At 61.7% G+C, this 16,906-nt stretch carries 10 protein-coding genes and 2 pseudogenes; 10 read left to right on the plus strand and 2 right to left on the minus strand.

The genetic code is table 11. From position 1 onward, the window contains the following. The first annotated feature begins 1 nt into the window (after position 1). The 6 genes from LH19_RS27165 (at position 2) to LH19_RS29775 (ending at position 12,412) form a co-directional block, all read left to right on the plus strand. On the plus strand, positions 2-1,543 hold the full coding sequence (locus tag LH19_RS27165; protein WP_054735563.1) for a hypothetical protein: 1,542 nt from the start codon (positions 2-4) through the stop codon (positions 1,541-1,543). Further along, positions 1,540-7,014, plus strand: a complete 5,475-nt coding sequence (locus LH19_RS27170; RefSeq protein ID WP_054735565.1) for an FtsK/SpoIIIE domain-containing protein — start codon at positions 1,540-1,542, stop codon at positions 7,012-7,014. Before LH19_RS27165 ends, LH19_RS27170 begins: the two co-directional genes overlap by 4 nt. A gap of 42 nt (positions 7,015-7,056) precedes the next feature. Beyond that, a complete protein-coding gene (locus LH19_RS27175; protein WP_082396450.1) occupies positions 7,057-8,091 on the plus strand; it encodes a DUF262 domain-containing protein in 1,035 nt (344 codons plus the stop codon). A 68-nt stretch (positions 8,092-8,159) separates the two neighbouring features. Further along, entirely contained in the window at positions 8,160-9,515 is a 1,356-nt protein-coding gene (locus tag LH19_RS27180; RefSeq protein ID WP_006473457.1) for an IS1380-like element IS1247 family transposase, read from the plus strand. 221 nt (positions 9,516-9,736) lie between these two features. Beyond that, a complete protein-coding gene (locus LH19_RS27185; RefSeq protein WP_054735488.1) occupies positions 9,737-11,107 on the plus strand; it encodes a putative porin in 1,371 nt (456 codons plus the stop codon). A 246-nt stretch (positions 11,108-11,353) separates the two neighbouring features. Next, on the plus strand, positions 11,354-12,412 hold the full coding sequence (locus tag LH19_RS29775) for a sulfite exporter TauE/SafE family protein (RefSeq protein ID WP_054735570.1): 1,059 nt from the start codon (positions 11,354-11,356) through the stop codon (positions 12,410-12,412). On the opposite strand, the pseudogene LH19_RS29780 reads toward LH19_RS29775, so the two are convergent. Further along, positions 12,350-12,721 (minus strand): annotated as a pseudogene (locus LH19_RS29780) (N-acetyltransferase family protein); the annotation flags it as partial. The gene LH19_RS29775 and the pseudogene LH19_RS29780 overlap by 63 nt on opposite strands. Continuing rightward, a pseudogene (locus tag LH19_RS28285) lies at positions 12,718-12,939 on the minus strand (recombinase family protein); the annotation flags it as partial. The pseudogenes LH19_RS29780 and LH19_RS28285, both read right to left, overlap by 4 nt. Before the next feature lie 132 nt (positions 12,940-13,071). On the opposite strand from LH19_RS28285, the gene LH19_RS27195 reads away from it, so the two are divergent. From LH19_RS27195 to LH19_RS27210, 4 genes are all read left to right on the plus strand, one after another. Beyond that, on the plus strand, positions 13,072-14,739 hold the full coding sequence (locus LH19_RS27195) for a Mu transposase C-terminal domain-containing protein (RefSeq protein WP_054735573.1): 1,668 nt from the start codon (positions 13,072-13,074) through the stop codon (positions 14,737-14,739). Between the two features lie 2 nt (positions 14,740-14,741). After that, a complete protein-coding gene (locus tag LH19_RS27200; RefSeq protein WP_021245552.1) occupies positions 14,742-15,659 on the plus strand; it encodes a TniB family NTP-binding protein in 918 nt (305 codons plus the stop codon). Beyond that, the gene (locus LH19_RS28950) at positions 15,649-16,035 is read left to right on the plus strand and encodes a TniQ family protein (RefSeq protein ID WP_021245551.1); all 387 of its coding nucleotides are present in this window, start codon (positions 15,649-15,651) and stop codon (positions 16,033-16,035) included. Before LH19_RS27200 ends, LH19_RS28950 begins: the two co-directional genes overlap by 11 nt. An 80-nt stretch (positions 16,036-16,115) precedes the next feature. Then, positions 16,116-16,712, plus strand: coding sequence for a recombinase family protein (locus tag LH19_RS27210; RefSeq protein ID WP_021245550.1), 597 nt, complete (start codon positions 16,116-16,118; stop codon positions 16,710-16,712). The last annotated feature ends 194 nt before the right edge of the window (positions 16,713-16,906 follow it).

A 16,906-nucleotide genomic window follows, 5' to 3' on the forward strand; every position in this document is an offset into this window, starting at 1 on the left:
AATGGAAATTTTGGCTCGTCCGACCGAGTTCGAGGACCGCTCCGGCCCGGCATTCTGGATCGATGAAGCTATTTGGGGTCACCGCTTGCACGATGAGCAGGCACCCTGGCTGATTTTCCTCGAATTTATGACGGTTTTGCTCGCTGAACATCGCGAGGGCCGGGCGCTCAAGGAGGACCGCCTCAACAGCCTTTCATACAAACCGCAGCTGCAACTGCGACTTCGCAATCTCGTCTTCAACAACCCGCACATCATGACTGTTCGCGCCGAGGCTCGATCGGACGAGGCAGCTTGGGCGATGTGGCTCGAAAGAATGGCCGAAAGTGCTGGCGGTATCGAGAGGCCGGACTTCGCATATCTGCGCGACCGGTTCGAGAGTTTCGACGATTTTGCCTCCGTACTGAGCTTTCTTCAAGGCTCGGCGATAGAAGGGACGAGCAACAAGCGCTGGAGTTCGAAGTTTGTTTTTCCGTTCGGCCCGCACGCGTTGTACGAGGATGTGAACGTCAAGCCGAGCGGTAGCGTCTCGAACGATCGGCGCTTTTTTGCGCGATCCGGCGAACTGCTTTATTTGATGCTGAGCCGGAGCCAGCATGCCGACGCCCTGCGTGGTTTGCTGGTCAGTCGCTTTCTCGAAAGCCCTGCACCCTACGACAGCATGGCGCATGCGCTGCAGGGTGAGCGGCAGCTTGCGAAGCAAGAACGCGCCGGCGCTTACCTGCCCTGCTCGAGCCATCCGATCTTCGACCGGCTAGCCGCTGACTGGCTGGCGATCCTGAGGCTTCCGATCCCGGCGCACGACGCGATACCGCATCTGGTCACAATGACCGGCCTGAACCTCCTATTGTACCAGCTCGACCGCGCCCGCGAATTGCTCGATCGGCCGCCAATCAGCCTAGTGTGTGAGATCGTTTCGCCGCGCAAATCGGTGGTGCGCGATCTCTCGGCCGATAGCTATCAGCATAACAACATGCTGCCTCAGCAAGCCATCGAGCGCTTCGTGCGGCGAGTTATCGAGACCGATGCCTGGACCGAAGCGCTGGCGTCGGATGACCCTACGCTCAATACCATCGACATATTGAAGCGAGAATTTGGGTGGCCCGATGGCGATGACGACCAACTCTCTGCTGATCCGCAGGCCTTTGTCGATGAACTCGTCGGGCGCGCAACCGTTCGCCACAAACAACATGTTGGCAAGATCCATATGACGTGGGCCCGCGCTATCGGATTATCTTCACGGCGCTCGAGCCGCCGGGTTCGCTATGCCCCGACCGACCGGTTGCTCAAGACTTTGGTCATCGCCTGTGTAAGTGAACGCCTCGAATTCAAGGATTTTCTAGTGCGCATTAACGAGCGCTACGGCTTTGTAATCGGCGACGCGCAGGCGCGCCAATTCATTGATTCTGGTACTGCCGACCAAGAGGATTTTTCAGACAACGCCCATCGCTTGGAAGAGCGGCTCGCCAGCCTCGGTCTCCTGAAACGGCTCTCGGATAGTTGCGCCTATGTAGAGAACCCCTTCCAGCGAGACGTAGCCGCGTGACCCCGTCAGACCTGATTGGTGCCGCTGGCGCGACCTCCATCCGCTTTCGCCTCGAGGCTTTAACGCCTGACGATGAACTGGCGCGCTATTTGCTCGACCGGCTGACCGGTGAACAAGTTGCTGCGATCACACGCGCGTTGCTCGCCGACCCGGCGACCGCGAGTAAGCTGATGATTGCCCTTCCACGCGATCTTGTTGGACCATTTGGGTTGCCCGAGACGGTCATCACCGACGAACGTACCGTGCGGGTCCGCAACTCGGCTTGTAACCAGCCCGCAATGCTTCTGGCGAACACCGACGACGATCAGGGCGCATCGCTTGGTGACGTGACATTGATTGGGGCAAAGCAGCTCACCGAGGAGTCCGGTCCTTGGGTCGATGCCGCTGCAGCTGGTTTGGGCTTGAGTGAAGGCCAGATCGAAGGATGGAAGGCAGCGCTAAAGGGTTTGAACAGCGCTGATGATTGGACGCTGCATCAAATTGGCACCTATGTCGCGATGACGCGAGAGCGAATCGATACAGAGGCGGTTCCAGTTGCAGCAGCCTTGGGGTGGGCACTGCCGGCACTGCGTTTGCCGCGCGACAGCGGCTATTTTATGGGGCTCGGCGACAAGGATCGCGAGCAGCCCCGGCGCTGGAAAAAGCTGTTTGAGAAGCTCGTCTCCGACCGCAAACCGCTGCTGGTCAAACAGCGCCCCAATCGGCAGATAATCGAGAGCGAGGAACTTCGCAGCCAGTTCGACGAGGTGCGTGAGGACATCCCGGCCGAAGTCCATCCAACGATCCATGCCTTTATCGATACTGCGCCCGGTTGGGGGCCTGAGGCCGAAGCGCTGGCGAGCTTTGAATGGGAAGGGCAGAGCGTTCTCCAACTCTTCTCGGGCATCAAGCTCAAGAAGACGTCATTCGCTCAGGAAACGATAAATTTCTTCGATTTCACGCTGCCTGACAGGTTGAGCGCGGCCGACCAAGACTATCTCGCGACCCTCAAGACTCGCTCTCTCAAGGAAACTCGCGACGACGACCGCGACTTCTTCGAGGCCCATCGCGACGACCTCGGACAAGACAAGGCGCTGCGCGTCAAATGGGAACGGTTCATCTTCGGCCGCCCGATTGAATGTACGGATTTCCTTGAAGGTCTGCTACGCGCTATCGAACGCCTGTTCGGACAGGTTAATCTTGTTGGCGGATCGCGAAAGCTTGTGATCAAGTCTTCGCGGCGCACACGCAACCAGTTCCTCGATCTCAACGCCGATGTCGGGCTGTCCTTCGGCCTACGCTATCGCGGCCTCAAGGATTTGATCGGCCCCGCAGTCGAGTGGGATGTACCGTACCTCTTCGCCTATGAAGAGTTGCTTGACCGCGCCAAGGCGCGTCAGAAGAAATATCGCCGAAACGAGTCTACCGCGCGGGGCGCGATCCAGATTAAATTCGACATCGCCTTGTCCGTCGGTAGTGAACGCGCGACCGTACAGCTCGTGTGGTCGGGCCAGCCAGGCGTGATCGGGCTCGAACTACCGAAGGACATCGGGCGATTGCTTAAGCGCCCCTTCGTACGCAGCCATGTTGCGCGTCTACCGGTCAGTCGGAAAGGCGCGCTGCAGGCCGTGTCGCTATCCGATGTCGGCACCTTGCAGCCTGCCTTCGGCCAGGATTCGGGCACCTTGGTCCCGCGCACTAACGCCGGCGATGATATCGCAAAGCTTTTCCCCAAAGCGCTGAAGGCGGCAAAGGATGCCGGGCGAATCGATGTCGCCGGCTTCACGGCGATCGAGGCCGCTTGGACGCATTTTGCGAAACTCTATGGTGAGGCGCTCACCGCACTGCAAAGCTCCGGCTATGCCTCGGGCACGTTGATTGCACAGGCTGACGCTTATGGTGCATTGCTTGGCGCGTTACTCGTGCATGCTGTTGGCGACCTCAATCGCCGTGACTTGTGGGAGCCGCTTCTAAGCATCGGCACCGTCCGCGTACTAGGTGGAGGACCGTCGGCGATTGTTGCGCCGTGGCACCCGCTCCGGCTTGCTGCGAGTGCGTCGAAGATGCGGTCGGTTGCAGGCCTTGCAGACTATCTCCTCTCCGATGTTGATGTGAACTTCGGCGATCCCCGCTTGTTTTTCGCCGACCTGCGCGACGAGCTCGCCCATCCGCTCTTCCCTGAGATCGCGGTCGGCTATGACGCTGGCGAAGCGATCTTGTTGGCTGAAACTAGCACTGTGAACGACTATAGCTTGGTCGAGCGTCCAGTGCGCGACCCATCCGAAGCCACCACCGATGTCGATCCGGCCGAAGCCGCGAGGCAGATCCGCAGCTTGCTGGAACGATATCTCGATTTGCAGCCACACGAGCGCTCGAACCTCAGTATCATGCTGTTCAACTGTGATGCGGCAGGACTGCCTCTCGCCACCGTCAATGCGCTGGGCTCTGTCCAGGATCAGGACGAGATGCATTGCAATGTTCTAGTGCGTCACCGCGATCGCTCGCGTCTCTCACGCGTTTACACTGAGCTGCTCGAGCGCTCAGAAGGCGATCCCGATGCGGTGGTGGTGAGTGAGACCTCACGCAACTTCATGTCAAAGCTGCGCATCGGCGTTATGCTGGACAAGGGAACGACAGGCAGCAGTGGAACTCGCGAGATCGATGTCGCTTTCTTGCACGATGTCGTGTCACGCCAGGCGCGCGAGCAATGGTTTCCGGTGCCGGCGATTAGCGATAATCCAAGTTTGCTCGAGCATGTTCCGGCGCGATGGTCCTACCGCCGCGTCACCTCGGAGGACGAGCTCAAGGCCACAAGCTATCTCACTTGTCCACGCCAGCCCGATGCAGGCTGGGCCTATGTCGACGCCGTAGCAAATATCGTCCGGCGCCAGTCCCATGCGCCCAACGAGCATTATCTGCCCGCACGTCAGATCTCGTTCCAAGACGGCGGCCTCAAGGCGATGTTCGAGGAAGTGCATGGGCTCGCCGAATGGGTCGCGACCTACGACGATTTACTCGATAAACGTCAGCTCGCCGCACAAGGCATCAACGTTATCCGTTACCGACGTCAGCGGACGCATGGCCGGAATATGGTCGTATCTTCGACATCTGAACTGCGTATCTTGCATGTCTTGGTGCTGCGCCGTCTGACAGAGCTTTCGCTCGGACTCGACGATGCCAAGCTGGCAGTGCTTGCGAAGCGCATGATTGAAGATGCAAACGCCATTTCCGGCGACATCGTCCTGCGCGCTGCCAAACGCGGGGTATCAGCCGGCGAGCTGATCGGTCTCGTATTGAGCCGCGCCCTGATCGCCGAAGAAATGGGTGGCGCAGCGGCAGTCGCATGGTTCTTGCTCGACGACTATGCTGAATGGCTTGGCCAAAAAGAGGAGGGCATTGCCGATATTCTTGGCCTGAGCCTCTCGACCGATTCCGCAGGCAAACCGCAGCTTCGCGCGATCGTTACCGAAGCCAAATATGTCGACCAATCGGGCGCGGCCGAAGCTTGTCGAAAGTCACGTAGCCAGCTGCGGCAAACGGTGGCGCGGATCGACGACGCCTTGTTTGGCGATCCTGGTCGTCTCGACCGCGATCTTTGGCTGTCGCGTATAGCCGACCTGCTGCTCGACGGGACGGCGGCGCTTGGCCAACCCAATCTGCTCGAACGAGTTCGCGATGGCATCCGGCGTGGTGCGGTGCCGATCGATCTGCGCGGCTATTCGCATATCTTCATCTCTGGCCCCGCCGGAGATGGTAGCTCGCACGGAGATCAGGAATTACTAACGGGCATCAAAGGAGGCCTGCAGGAGACTTTCACCCGCGAGGGCCTCCGTCAGTTGCTCAAAGCCTATGAAGCCGGCACGCCGCTCGGCACAATCCGCGCTGGGCTCGGGCAGAACCATAGTTGGGACACACTCGACTTCCAGGACCCCGCGCCGCGGGTCGAGTGGACCAAGACCATCGAGGTGAGCGAGGCCAGCGGGCCAGCGAGCAAGCAGATCGTCCATGACTATGACGAAGACGATGATGACGGCGACCCCGAGGGCGGCATCGCTAGCGAGGAGCAGGCACCCAAGGAACCCGGACGCGGGGGCGCGGCTGATGGAACCTCGGCGCATGCCGAGGTTTCGGGCGATGCGCCGACGGATACGGGTGCTCAGCAATTAGCCGGTGCAGGGAGTGAACCACTCGCAACCGGTCCGGCGGTCACCGTTCTCGTAACCGCTGCGGAACCTGCCGCGACCCCGCCGACGCCGGCAGCACCAGTGATTGCCACGTGCGAGGCGTCTCAGCCAGCGATACTGGTCGCCAGCACAGGGGTCGAAGCGCTGATCCATTCACGTGCCAAGGCGGCGCATGAAGAGTCAGCAGAGGCCCAAACCTGGCTTGAGGCGACCGCGCAGAAGCTGCGCTCGGCGCTCCTTGGCTACAACCTGCAGGCCAAGATCACGGCAACACGTCTGACGCCCAACGCAGCCTTAATCCGCTTCATGGGGTCGGACCGGCTTCGTGTCGAAGATATCGAAGCGCGCCAGTCAGCTTTGCTGACGACCCATGGGCTGAGGCTGATCTCTGTCTCGCCACTGCCCGGTGAAATCGTTGTTGGCGTCGCCCGCCCACAACGCCAGCTGGTGTCGCTCTGGGATGTTTGGGGCTGCCGTGAGATCAACCGCAACGCGGCCGGGGTGAACACGTCGTTCGTCCTCGGGCTCAAGGAACTCGATGGCGAGATCCTCTATCTCAACCTCGGTGGCCCATTTGCCGGCGGGCAGCAGCATGAGCCGCACACGCTCGTCGCTGGCGCGACGGGTTCGGGCAAGTCGGTGTTGATCCAGGCGCTGTTGCTCGACATCGCCGCAACCAACCCAAGTCAGCTCGCCCACATCTATCTGATCGACCCGAAAATGGGCGTCGATTATGCGGCCGTCGAACGTCTGCCCCACATCCAGGGCGGGGTCATTGTCGATCAGACCCGAGCCGTCGAGGTGATGGAAGGTCTCGTTGCCGAGATGGAGCGGCGTTACGAGCTGTTTCGCGCGCATGGCGCGCGCGACATCCGGTCGTTCAACACCAAGGCCGGGCCGTCCGAACGGCTGCCTTATGTGTTCCTGGTCCATGACGAGTTCGCAGAGTGGATGCTGACCGAGGACTATAAGTCTGCGGTGACCTCCAATGTCTCACGACTAGGTGTCAAAGCGCGCGCCGCCGGCATGCACCTCATCTTTGCTGCACAGCGGCCCGACGCCAACGTCATGCCGATGCAGTTGCGCGACAATCTCGGCAACCGGTTGATCCTGAAGGTTGCCAGCGTCGGCACATCCGAGATCGCGCTTGGTGTAAAGGGTGCAGAACAGCTGCTGGGCCTCGGACATCTTGCGGCGCGGCTTAGTGGAGAGCCCGCGATCATGTATGCGCAGGCACCTTTCCTGTCGGACGATGACATCGACGCAGCGGTGGACGCAATTATCGCGAGCGACAACAGTAGCAATTAGCCTCTTCGAAAGGGGGCATGAAAACGCAGGTGCATTTGAGAAATGGTTCACTGGAACATTAGTCCTCACCCAATTGCTGATGTGCGTGACTGGAGTGACGCCGGACGGCTTGAACTCCAGCCCGATTTTCAGCGTCGAGAAGTGTGGGCGCAGAGCGCGAAGATCATGTTGATCGATTCGATCTTGAGCGACATTCCGCTGCCAAAGATTTTCCTGGCTAAGACGATTAAGGGTGGAAGCGTTCATCGGGTCGTGATCGACGGTCAGCAGCGAATTTCAGCAATTCTTGCTTTCCTGCGCGACCAATTCATTCTTGAGCCACCGTATTCCGGCCCCTTCCTCGGAAAGCGCTTCTCGGATTTCAATGAGACCGAGACCGATAATTTTCTCCGCTACCGCATCGATTTCAACGAGGCGGACAATCCCAGCGATCGCGAGGTCCGGGACGTGTACATGCGCGTAAACAAATACACAGTTCCTCTCACGCGACAGGAGCTCCGCCGTGCTGATTTTCCAGGAGATTTTCTAGACGTCGCTGAAGAATTGTCGGTTTCGGAGTTCTTCGAGGAAGCAGGCGTATTCACGGCGACAGATCGCAGGCGCTACGCCGATGCCGAATATATCTCCGAAATTCTCGCGGCGCTCATCGACGGCGTTCAAGACAAGAAGAATCGGCTCGATGAATTCTACATTGCGCACACGACCTGGGCGCTGGAGAGTCGCAAAGCAATCGTCGCGCGCTTTGGAAATGTACTCGCCGATCTTGCGAAGATATTTGCCGAATGGCAGGGCGGTATCAAGGGCACACGTTTTCGGCAGAAGGCTGATTTCTACAGCCTCTTCGTCGCTATCGACGAGCTTCAACAGGAAGGACACCGGCTCGACGAAAAGCCACTCGAGGCATTAGTTCAGGACCTTCGTGGGCTGGATTACGGGATCCGGCCCGAAGCAGAGGTCGATATTCTCAGCGAATATGCGATCAAATGCGTTTCTCAGGCAAACTCAGCCTCCAGCCGCCGCTGGCGCGCGGATTTTCTGAAAGCTATCTTAGCCCACATTTCCCAAGTAAGGCGCTGATTTCGCTGTCCTGACCATTATATTTCCTATATAAAACATGGTGTTGAAGGCTGCGAGGGGCGCGTTTCATGGATCACCCAGAGGGTGCGGGCTTGCAACGGGCAGATCGGGTGGATTTCGACCCTCGCGTGCGGCTGGAATTTCGCGGCACGCAGCTCAGTTCCGACGGCGGCCTTCTGGTGATGCGCGAGCTTGATGACGCGCTCGGGTTGTCCGATTTGGCGTCAGCGGCGCTGCGCGATACTCGCTCTGGCAAGAACACGGTCCATCGGCTCGACGGCCTGTTCCGGCAATCAGTCTTTGGGCGGCTGGCCGGATACGAGGATGTCAACGACGCCAACCGTCTCGCCTGCGATCCGGTCATGCGCCAAGTTGTCGGCGGCAGAGCGGTCGATGCACAAGCGGCCTCGGCATCGCAGATGGGACGGTTCGAGACCGAGACGCTGGCTCTGGCCGGGAACCGTGCCGCGCTGGCCGACCTGAACGGGCAATGGATCGACCGGTTCCATGACCGTAACGGGCTGAAGTACATCGTTCTGGACATGGACAGCTCGGTCAGCCCGACCCATGGCGACCAGGAAGGGTCCGCCTGGAATGGCCATTTCGACTGTAGCTGCTATCACCCCAACTTTCTGTTCAACCAGTTCGGGATGCTGGAACGCTGCGCCCTGCGCCATGGCAACGTCCACAGCGCCGATGGCTGGCGTGATGTTCTCGACCCCGTCATTGCGCGCTACGCGGAGCGCGACCTTGGTGGCAGGTTCTTCCGGGCCGATGCTGCCTACGCGATCCCGGCGATCTATGAGCGATTGGAAGAAGCGCGGTTCTTCTACGCCATCCGGCTGCCCGCAAACGCGGTCCTCAAGGACAAGATCGCGCATCGGCTAACGCGCCCTGTCGGGCGGCCGTCACTGACCAAGGTCAAGCGGTTCTTCGAGGAATTCGAGTATCAGGCGGCGTCCTGGGACAAGGAACGCCGGGTGATCGCCAAGATCGAATGGCATCCGGGCGAACTGTTCCCGCGTGTCGGCTTCATCGTCACCAACCTGCCGATGGAGCCGGACTGGGTGGTGCGGTTCTACAACCAGCGCGGCACCGCCGAGCAGCACATCAAAGAGGGCAAATACGCCTTTCGCTGGACGCGGCTGTCGTGCCGGAAGTTCCGCGACAATGAGGTGCGGCTGCAACTGCACGCCCTGGCGTACAACCTGGCCACCTTCTTGCGCTGCATCGAGCTGCCCGAGGCCATGGCCGACTGGTCGTTGACCAGCCTGCAACTGAAGCTGATCAAGATCGGGGCACGTGTGGTCCGTCACGCCCGCACCATCACCTTCCAGCTGGCCGAGGTCGCTGTCACCGGCACGATGGTACGCGCCATCCTCGCCGCTATCCGCCGATTGCGAGCGCCACCGCTATGCGCATGATCGCGATCCACGCTCAAACTGAACGAAAGCGGCTGGACAGATCTGTCCGCTGCGCTGAAAAACGCCGCCCCTGGGCAAGGAAACAGCGGCTTCGCGGTCTGATCCGTCCAGATCCAGCAGTCTGCGCGACCGCAGGTGCCGCTTGCGGCAGAAAATCCTTGTCTAGCGCTCGGATACAGGCGATCTTCACCTCAAACGCCACGCCACTTGGGGAATGCAGGATGAATCGTTTTTTCCTCGCCGCCGCCGCGCCGGTGGCTATCCTCGTTGCGACCCCGGCGCTGGCGCAGTCTGCCGAAAGCCTTGCGGAGATGCATCAACAGATCGCGGAGATGAAGGCGGAGCAAGCGCGCGCCGGTGCACGCATCGCACAGCTTGAAGCGCAGCTTGCCGCTGCCCAGCCGGGCAACGCTCAGACCCCGGCGCCCGCGGCAGCGGCGCCCGTGATGCAGCAGGCATCCCGCGCTTCGAGTTCACCAGTGCTTTTCCAGACGGCGCAATACACGCCGGGTGCCGCTGCGCCCGTCAACCCGGCGGGTGGGTCCGCCCCGGGCCCATTGCCGGCTTCGGTGCCCTCAAAGCTGACCGTGAACGGTGACTTGCGCGTGCGTTACGAGTCGAATTTCGGCCGCACCGGAGTCCGCGACCGCGATCGCGGCGTGCTTCGCGCACGTCTGCGCGCGGCATATGCGGTTAATCGGTGGCTGACGATCGGCGGGCAGCTCGGGACCGGCGACAACGACGACCCCAATTCAACCGACCAGACACTCGGCAATTTCGTGGACGACCTGACCGTCAGTCTCGACCAGGCCTATATGCGTGGCACTTTTGGCGATTTGACGCTGGTTGCCGGCAAGATCCCGCAGCCATTTGTCCGCACCGAGCTGGTGTGGGACGGCGACGTCAATCCGCAAGGCGTGTCCGGGGCGTACAGGCTGCCGCTCGGCGGGGGCGCTTCGGCCAAGGCGGTCGGCATGTATTTCCTCATCGACGAGGCCACCGGCGGTGAGGACAGCCGCATGATCGGCGGCCAACTGCAGTTAGAGACGGCGGCTTCCGCGCCGGTGAAGGTTGAGCTCGCGGCAAGCTATTACGACTATCGGCTGTCGAGCCTGGCCGGTGGCGACACTGGCGATTTCCGCACCAACCGTTTCGCGGCGGGGCAGTATCTGTCCGATTTCAACCTGCTCAACCTGATCGGCGCGGTCCAGTTCAACGGGCTGGGAGAGAGCTGGCCAGTGCGGATCGTCGCCGACTATGTCCACAACTTTGGCGCGACCACCGATCAGGATAGCGGCTTCGGCGTCGATCTGCTGTTCGGACGCGGGAGCAAGGTGCATGATTGGCGGTTCGGCTATGGCTATGCGGAAACGGGTGTCGATGCCGTGCTGGCGGCATTCAGCCACGACAACACCGATCTGGCGACCAACTATCGGCAGCACACGCTGCTGGTCGACTACGTCGTGGTGCCGAACGTCATCCTGAACGCCACTTATTATCGTTATCAAGCCAAGTCGCCGCTATTTACCCCGGCGTTCAGCGCAAGCGAATGGGCCAACCGTTTGCGGCTCAACATGCTGGTAAACTTCTGACGCAATTCAGGCGCGCTCCGAAATATTGGTTGATCAGCAACGCCACTTCCGAGCGCGCCATCCAACCGCGGGACACTCGCGTCGATCGCTTGCCATCGGATGCAGGATGCCTTGCTCGTCATCCCTGGCCGCCCATGCCCAACGCGTTTGTACGCGCTAGGCAAATTCTTTTGCCTTCCGGCAGCAGAATGGCAGCGATTTGCGTTATGGTAGTCGCTTGAAACAGAGAAGATTGACGACGACCGGATGATCGCAGCACTGATTGTCCTCTGCGCATTTCTCACGTCGATTCTGTCCGGCATCTTCGGCATGGCGGGCGGCTTGATCCTGATGGGCCTGCTCGCCTGGTTGCTGCCGATCACGACCGCGCTCGCCCTTCACGGCATGATCCAGTTTGCGTCGAACCTGTGGCGGGTGATCCTGCACCGCCGGTACGTCGCATGGCGCGTGCTCATCACTTTTGGAATGGGCGCAATCGCGGCGATGGCGTTCTTTGCGCTGATCACCTTCGAACCTGCAAAGCTCTACGTTTTTCTCGGTCTCGGCCTCATGCCGATCCTGATATGGTTGCCTGAGCGATGGCTCCGCCTCGAAGCGTCGAACCCCTGGCAGTCGCTGGTCGGCGGCTTCGTGTCGACGGGCCTCTCGCTCGTCTCGGGCGTGTCAGGACCGGTGACTGATCTATTGTTCGTCCGCACTCGCCTCAACCGGCATCAGGTGGTCGCGACAAAGGCAGTGATGCAGGCGATCGGCCATGCCTCGAAAGTCGTGGTCTATGGCGGCGTACTGCTCAGCCCTGCCGCGCGCGCAGCGATTCCGCTCTTAGCTGGGACGTATCGCGCTGCACCGCCCACCGGCGACGATGGGGCGATATTCTATCGCTTGATGGACGGCTACGCGAAGGCTGACGGCGGGGGCATGTGCCCCCCGACTGAACACGAATGCCCTGCCGGCGCCGGGCTCGTCGACGTACACGATGGTGCTCTGCTTGCGTGGGGTCCAAGCGAAGTGGTTTTTCAGGGGGCGTTTGCGGGAGGGGGCGGAATCCTACGCCAAGCTCGCCCAGATAGCCGGCGCGAGATCTTACTTGTTGCTGCCTTCTACGGTCGCGCCAGAAAGGCGACGGCTCAGTTCTATCCGGCGATGGCTACGCATTTTGAAGGTGTCTGGCCCAACGCGCCGATACTCAATGAAGCCGAGAGAACGCCAAAATCGCTCTGCCGCTTCATTCGCTTCCAGCACGGCCAACCGAATCTCTGTGGCACCTCTCGCAGCGGCCCAGCTTTCGACCGTCGAGTAAATTGAGCGTCCGACGCCACGACCACGCTGTGCGGCATCTACGATCATGAAGCCGAGATACCATGTGCCATCACGCGGATAATCGCGGAGGATGGCCGCGATTGCATATAGGCCGCCAGGCCCCTTCCATCCCAGGACAGCTTGATTGTGGGCGCTCTTTTCGGGCGGCACATCGGAGAAAAGCTCGCGAGCATCGTCCAGCGTGGGCGCGGCCCCGTCCTGCAACAGGAAATAGTCGCTGCAACGGTTGTACAGGTCTGCAACGTCTGCGGCGTCCGCTTGGGTAAGTTTGATCGGGGCTCCCGTCATCATCATCGCGTTTTGGCAGCAAGCACGCGCTGACCGTAATCCCGGAGTTCCCCGTTGGGACCGACATAGCGGTAGAGAGTGACGCGCTCGATCCCGAGTTCCTTGCAGAGGTCGGAAACGGACGTGTCGCGTTGGGCCATAGCAGCCTGAGCGAGCCGCACCTGGGCCTTGGAGAGGGCGAACTTGCGGCCACCCTTGCGTCCCCGCGCGCGGGCAGCTGTCAGTTTTCGAAGCCAATGTCAGCGAAAGCCGAATGAACGCTTGCTAAGCGGGGCCGGCGTTTGTCACACTCGGCGTCGCTGGTGATCGGAGTCGATGTCAGCAGCTTGCACTTCCCTCGAAGTGGAGGTCGGCAGTTGGCGGAAGCAGCTTCGGACCTGAGCCTCGTTCCCGGGCCGTCATGGCAGGAGGCAGAGCGACGTGCGGCGGTGCTTCGGCCACTGGCGGCGCTGCCGGCCTGTCCCCGCGAGCAGGTCCGCGCAGCCGCAGTCGTCTTGGGCGTGTCCGAGCGTCAGGTTTACCGCTTGCTCCGAAAATGCCGCGAGGGCGGCGGTACGGTAACCACGCTGGTCAGCAGCGGATCGGATGGCGGGCGCGGCAAGAGGCGGATCGAGGAGCGCCGCGAGGCCCTGATCCGCGATGCCGTAGCCGAACTGTACCTGACGCCGCAGCGGCTGTCGGCCGAGAAGATCGTGGTCGAGGTTCGCCGGCGCGCCCGCGACCAGCATGTGCGCCCGCCATCGGCGAGTACCGTCCGGCGCAGGATCGCGGCTTTGTCGCAGGAAGAGCGGCGTAGACGCGGTGACGTGGCTGTTCCGGAAGCGGTGCTGGGATCGACCGTGACCGCCCAGGCGCCGCTCGACGTGGTGCAGATAGACCATACGCCAGTGGACCTCATCCTGGTCGATCCGATCGAGCGCCGCCCGATCGGCCGCCCCTGGGTGACGGTCGCAATCGACGTGTTCAGCCGCTGCATCGCCGGCCTCCTCGTGACGCTGGAAGCACCGTCCGCTACCAGCGTCGGGCTGTGCCTGGCGCATGTCGCGTCGGACAAGCGGTCGTGGCTGACAGCTATCGGGGTCGATGCGGACTGGCCGGTGATGGGACGCCCCCGGCAGATCGGCGTGGACAATGCCGCCGAGTTCCACTCCGAAGCTCTGGAACGCGGCTGCGCCCAGCACGACATCACGATCGACTGGCGACCATTCGGGCGACCGCAGGTCGGTGGTGTCGTGGAACGGGTGATCGGCACGCTGATGGAGTTGGTGCATGGCCTGCCCGGCACGACCTTCTCCAACGTCATGCAGCGTGGACGCTACGACAGCGACAAGGCCGCGTGCCTGACGCTCGCCGAGCTGGAACGATGGTTGGCCGTCGCCATCGCCAAGCTCTACCATCTGCGTCCCCATGCCGGGTTGGACGGCGAAGCCCCATTACAACGCTATCAGGAAGGCGTGCGCGCCCTTGCCACCGAAGGACTGGCACCGCCGTCGCCGCGTGATCCGCGCGCGTTCCTGATCGACTTTCTGCCTGTGGTCCGGCGGACCTTGCGGCGCGACGGGGTAGTGATCGACCACATCCACTATTTTTCGGATGCGCTGAAGCCCTGGATTGAACGGGACGGACCACCCCGGCGCATACTCATCCGCCGCGATCCCCGCGACCTCAGCCGCATCTATGTCCACGACCCCGACGACGGTGGCTATCTCGAAGTCGGCTACCGTGAACTTTCCCGGCCACCCGTCTCGCTATGGGAACACCGTCTCGCCCGATCCCGCCTGCGTCGCCAACGGCAAAGTGAGATAGACGAAGGCATACTGTTCGCCGGGATCGAGGAGATGCGTGAGATCGAGGTCCAAGCGCGAACCGCGACGCGCACGACCCGGCGCAATCAGGCCCGCCGGCTTGGGCTGCGTGTCATCACCGATCCCGCCCCACGGTTGAGCGAACCTGCTTCGCCTTGGCCTGTGCGAGCGGTCGATGGCACGGCATCATCCGAGCCTTTCGATGTAGAGGAGTGGTGAGCATGATGGGCGAGCCGGATCATCTCTCGCCCGCTGCCCGCCCTATCGCCGACCTGCCATCGTCGGAGCGCCTGGCGCATATGCACGGCCAATGGTGGATCGCTCATCCCCACGCGGAAGCGGCCCTGGCGCGGCTCGACGACGCCTTCCGATTTGGGCCAGGCCGCGTCCGGCCGCCCAACCTGCTGATCGTGGGGCCGACTAATAACGGCAAGAGCATGATCGCCGAGAAGTTTCGGCGCCTGCATCCGCCGTCACCAAGTTCGTGCGGCCAGCGCGAAGTCGTGCCGGTCGTGGTGATGCAGATGCCGACCGAACCAAGCGTCCGACGCTTCTACGGTGCGATCCTGACGGCGCTCAACGCGCCAGTGTCGTTCAACCTCCCCGGCGAACGTCTCGAACGCTATGCACTCGACCTTCTGCGCGCGGTCGAGGTGCGGGTGCTGATCGTGGACGAGCTGCACAACCTGCTCGCCGGCACGCACCGTCGCCGCGCCGAATTCCTGAACATGCTCCGCTTTCTCGGCAACACGCTCCGCATCCCGATCGTCGGCCTGGGCACCAAACAGGCTCAGATCGCGGTGCGCAGCGATGACCAGCTTGAGAACCGCTTCGAGCCGATCCCGCTACCGGCATGGCAGGACGACGGTGTGTTCGCGCGCCTCCTCGCCAGTTTCGAGCGCGCGTTGCCTTTGCGCGAACGATCGGCGTTGGCGGACGCTCCTGAAATACGCAGTATGGTGCTGCGCCGATCGACCGGCCTGATCGGCGAGGTCGCGGCCTTGCTCACTGCCGCGACGGTTCATGCGCTGCTGCATGGACGCGAACGGATCGACCGCGTGATGCTTGAAGGGTGCGACTTTCGTGGGCCGGACGAACGGCGCGCCCTGTTCGAAGCGTCCTTCCCCCGTGTTCGATGAAGTCGAGCTGATGGGCGACCTACCGCGCCCGCGCTGGCCGCTGCATCCGCAACCGCGTCCGTTGGAGAGGCTGGACACTTACGTCCGCAGACTGGCCGACACCTACGGCATGGGTGTAGCGACCTTCTGTCGATATGGCCTTGGCTGCAATGTCGGCGATCTTGACCGCTGCGCGGACGATCCGCCCCAAGCCTTGCTGGAACGCCTGTCGAGCGGCACCGGTCAGTCGATCCGCCGGCTCCGCAACATGACCGACGCCCGTTGCCATGCTCGAACCAAGGTGGCGGCGCGCTGGGTAATCCGCTGCGATCCAGAAATCGTCCACAAAATGCGGTTCAGATTTTCTGGACACGGCGGGTTTGTGGACAGTATTTAGAGACGGTCGGCGCCCGATTTTGCGAGTGCTGGCCCGCTTGTCCACAAACCGAGCGGATTAGGGACAGGGGTTACACCACGATGCCGGACGTGCTGGGCTATGCCCGCGTCTCCACCAGCGACCAGGACCTGGAGGTGCAGCGTCGCCGGTTGCGCGACGAAGCGGGCGCGATCCGCGTGTTCGACGATGTGATCTCGGGCAAGAGCTTCGATCGGCCCGGCCTAAACGAGCTGATTGGCTTCTGCCGACCCGGCGATATCATCTGCGTCGTCCGGCTCGATCGCCTCGGCCGATCGCTCAAGGAGCTGCTGGAAACCGTCGACATGTTCAAGGCGCGCGGGCTCGCATTCCGTTCGCTGGAGGAACGGCTCGATACATCCTCGGCTGCAGGCGAGCTGGTGTTCCATGTGTTCGGTGCCATCGCGCATTTCGAGCGCCGGCTGATCGTCGAGCGCACCCGCGACGGCATCGCCGCGGCGCGCGCGCGGGGAAAAGTGCCTGGACGCCCTACGCTCGACGCCGACAAGCTGGCGTCGGCGCTCAAGCTGATCGAGGCCGGCGTGCGTCCGGCGCAGGCGGCGAAGCAGCTTGGGCTTGGCCGATCCACTCTCTACCGCGAACTCGCTGCACTCAAAACCGAGGCACCCACCACGCCCGCACTCAACGCCGCAGAATGAGCCGTAACGTCGTGGCTGTCATCGTCTCTGACATATAGCTGACATCGACTTTGAAAACCGACACCCGGCGCGAAGCTGCTGCGCGATTGTCGCAAATGTTGTAAGTTTTGCGACACGCGGGCAGGGGACGGTTTTTCCAACGCTGGCGGTGTCGCGAAAGTCTGTTGCTAAAGACAGACGTTTCGATGCACATT

Origin of the sequence: Sphingopyxis macrogoltabida (assembly GCF_001314325.1) — a bacterium.
In the GTDB taxonomy this organism is placed as follows: domain Bacteria; phylum Pseudomonadota; class Alphaproteobacteria; order Sphingomonadales; family Sphingomonadaceae; genus Sphingopyxis; species Sphingopyxis macrogoltabida.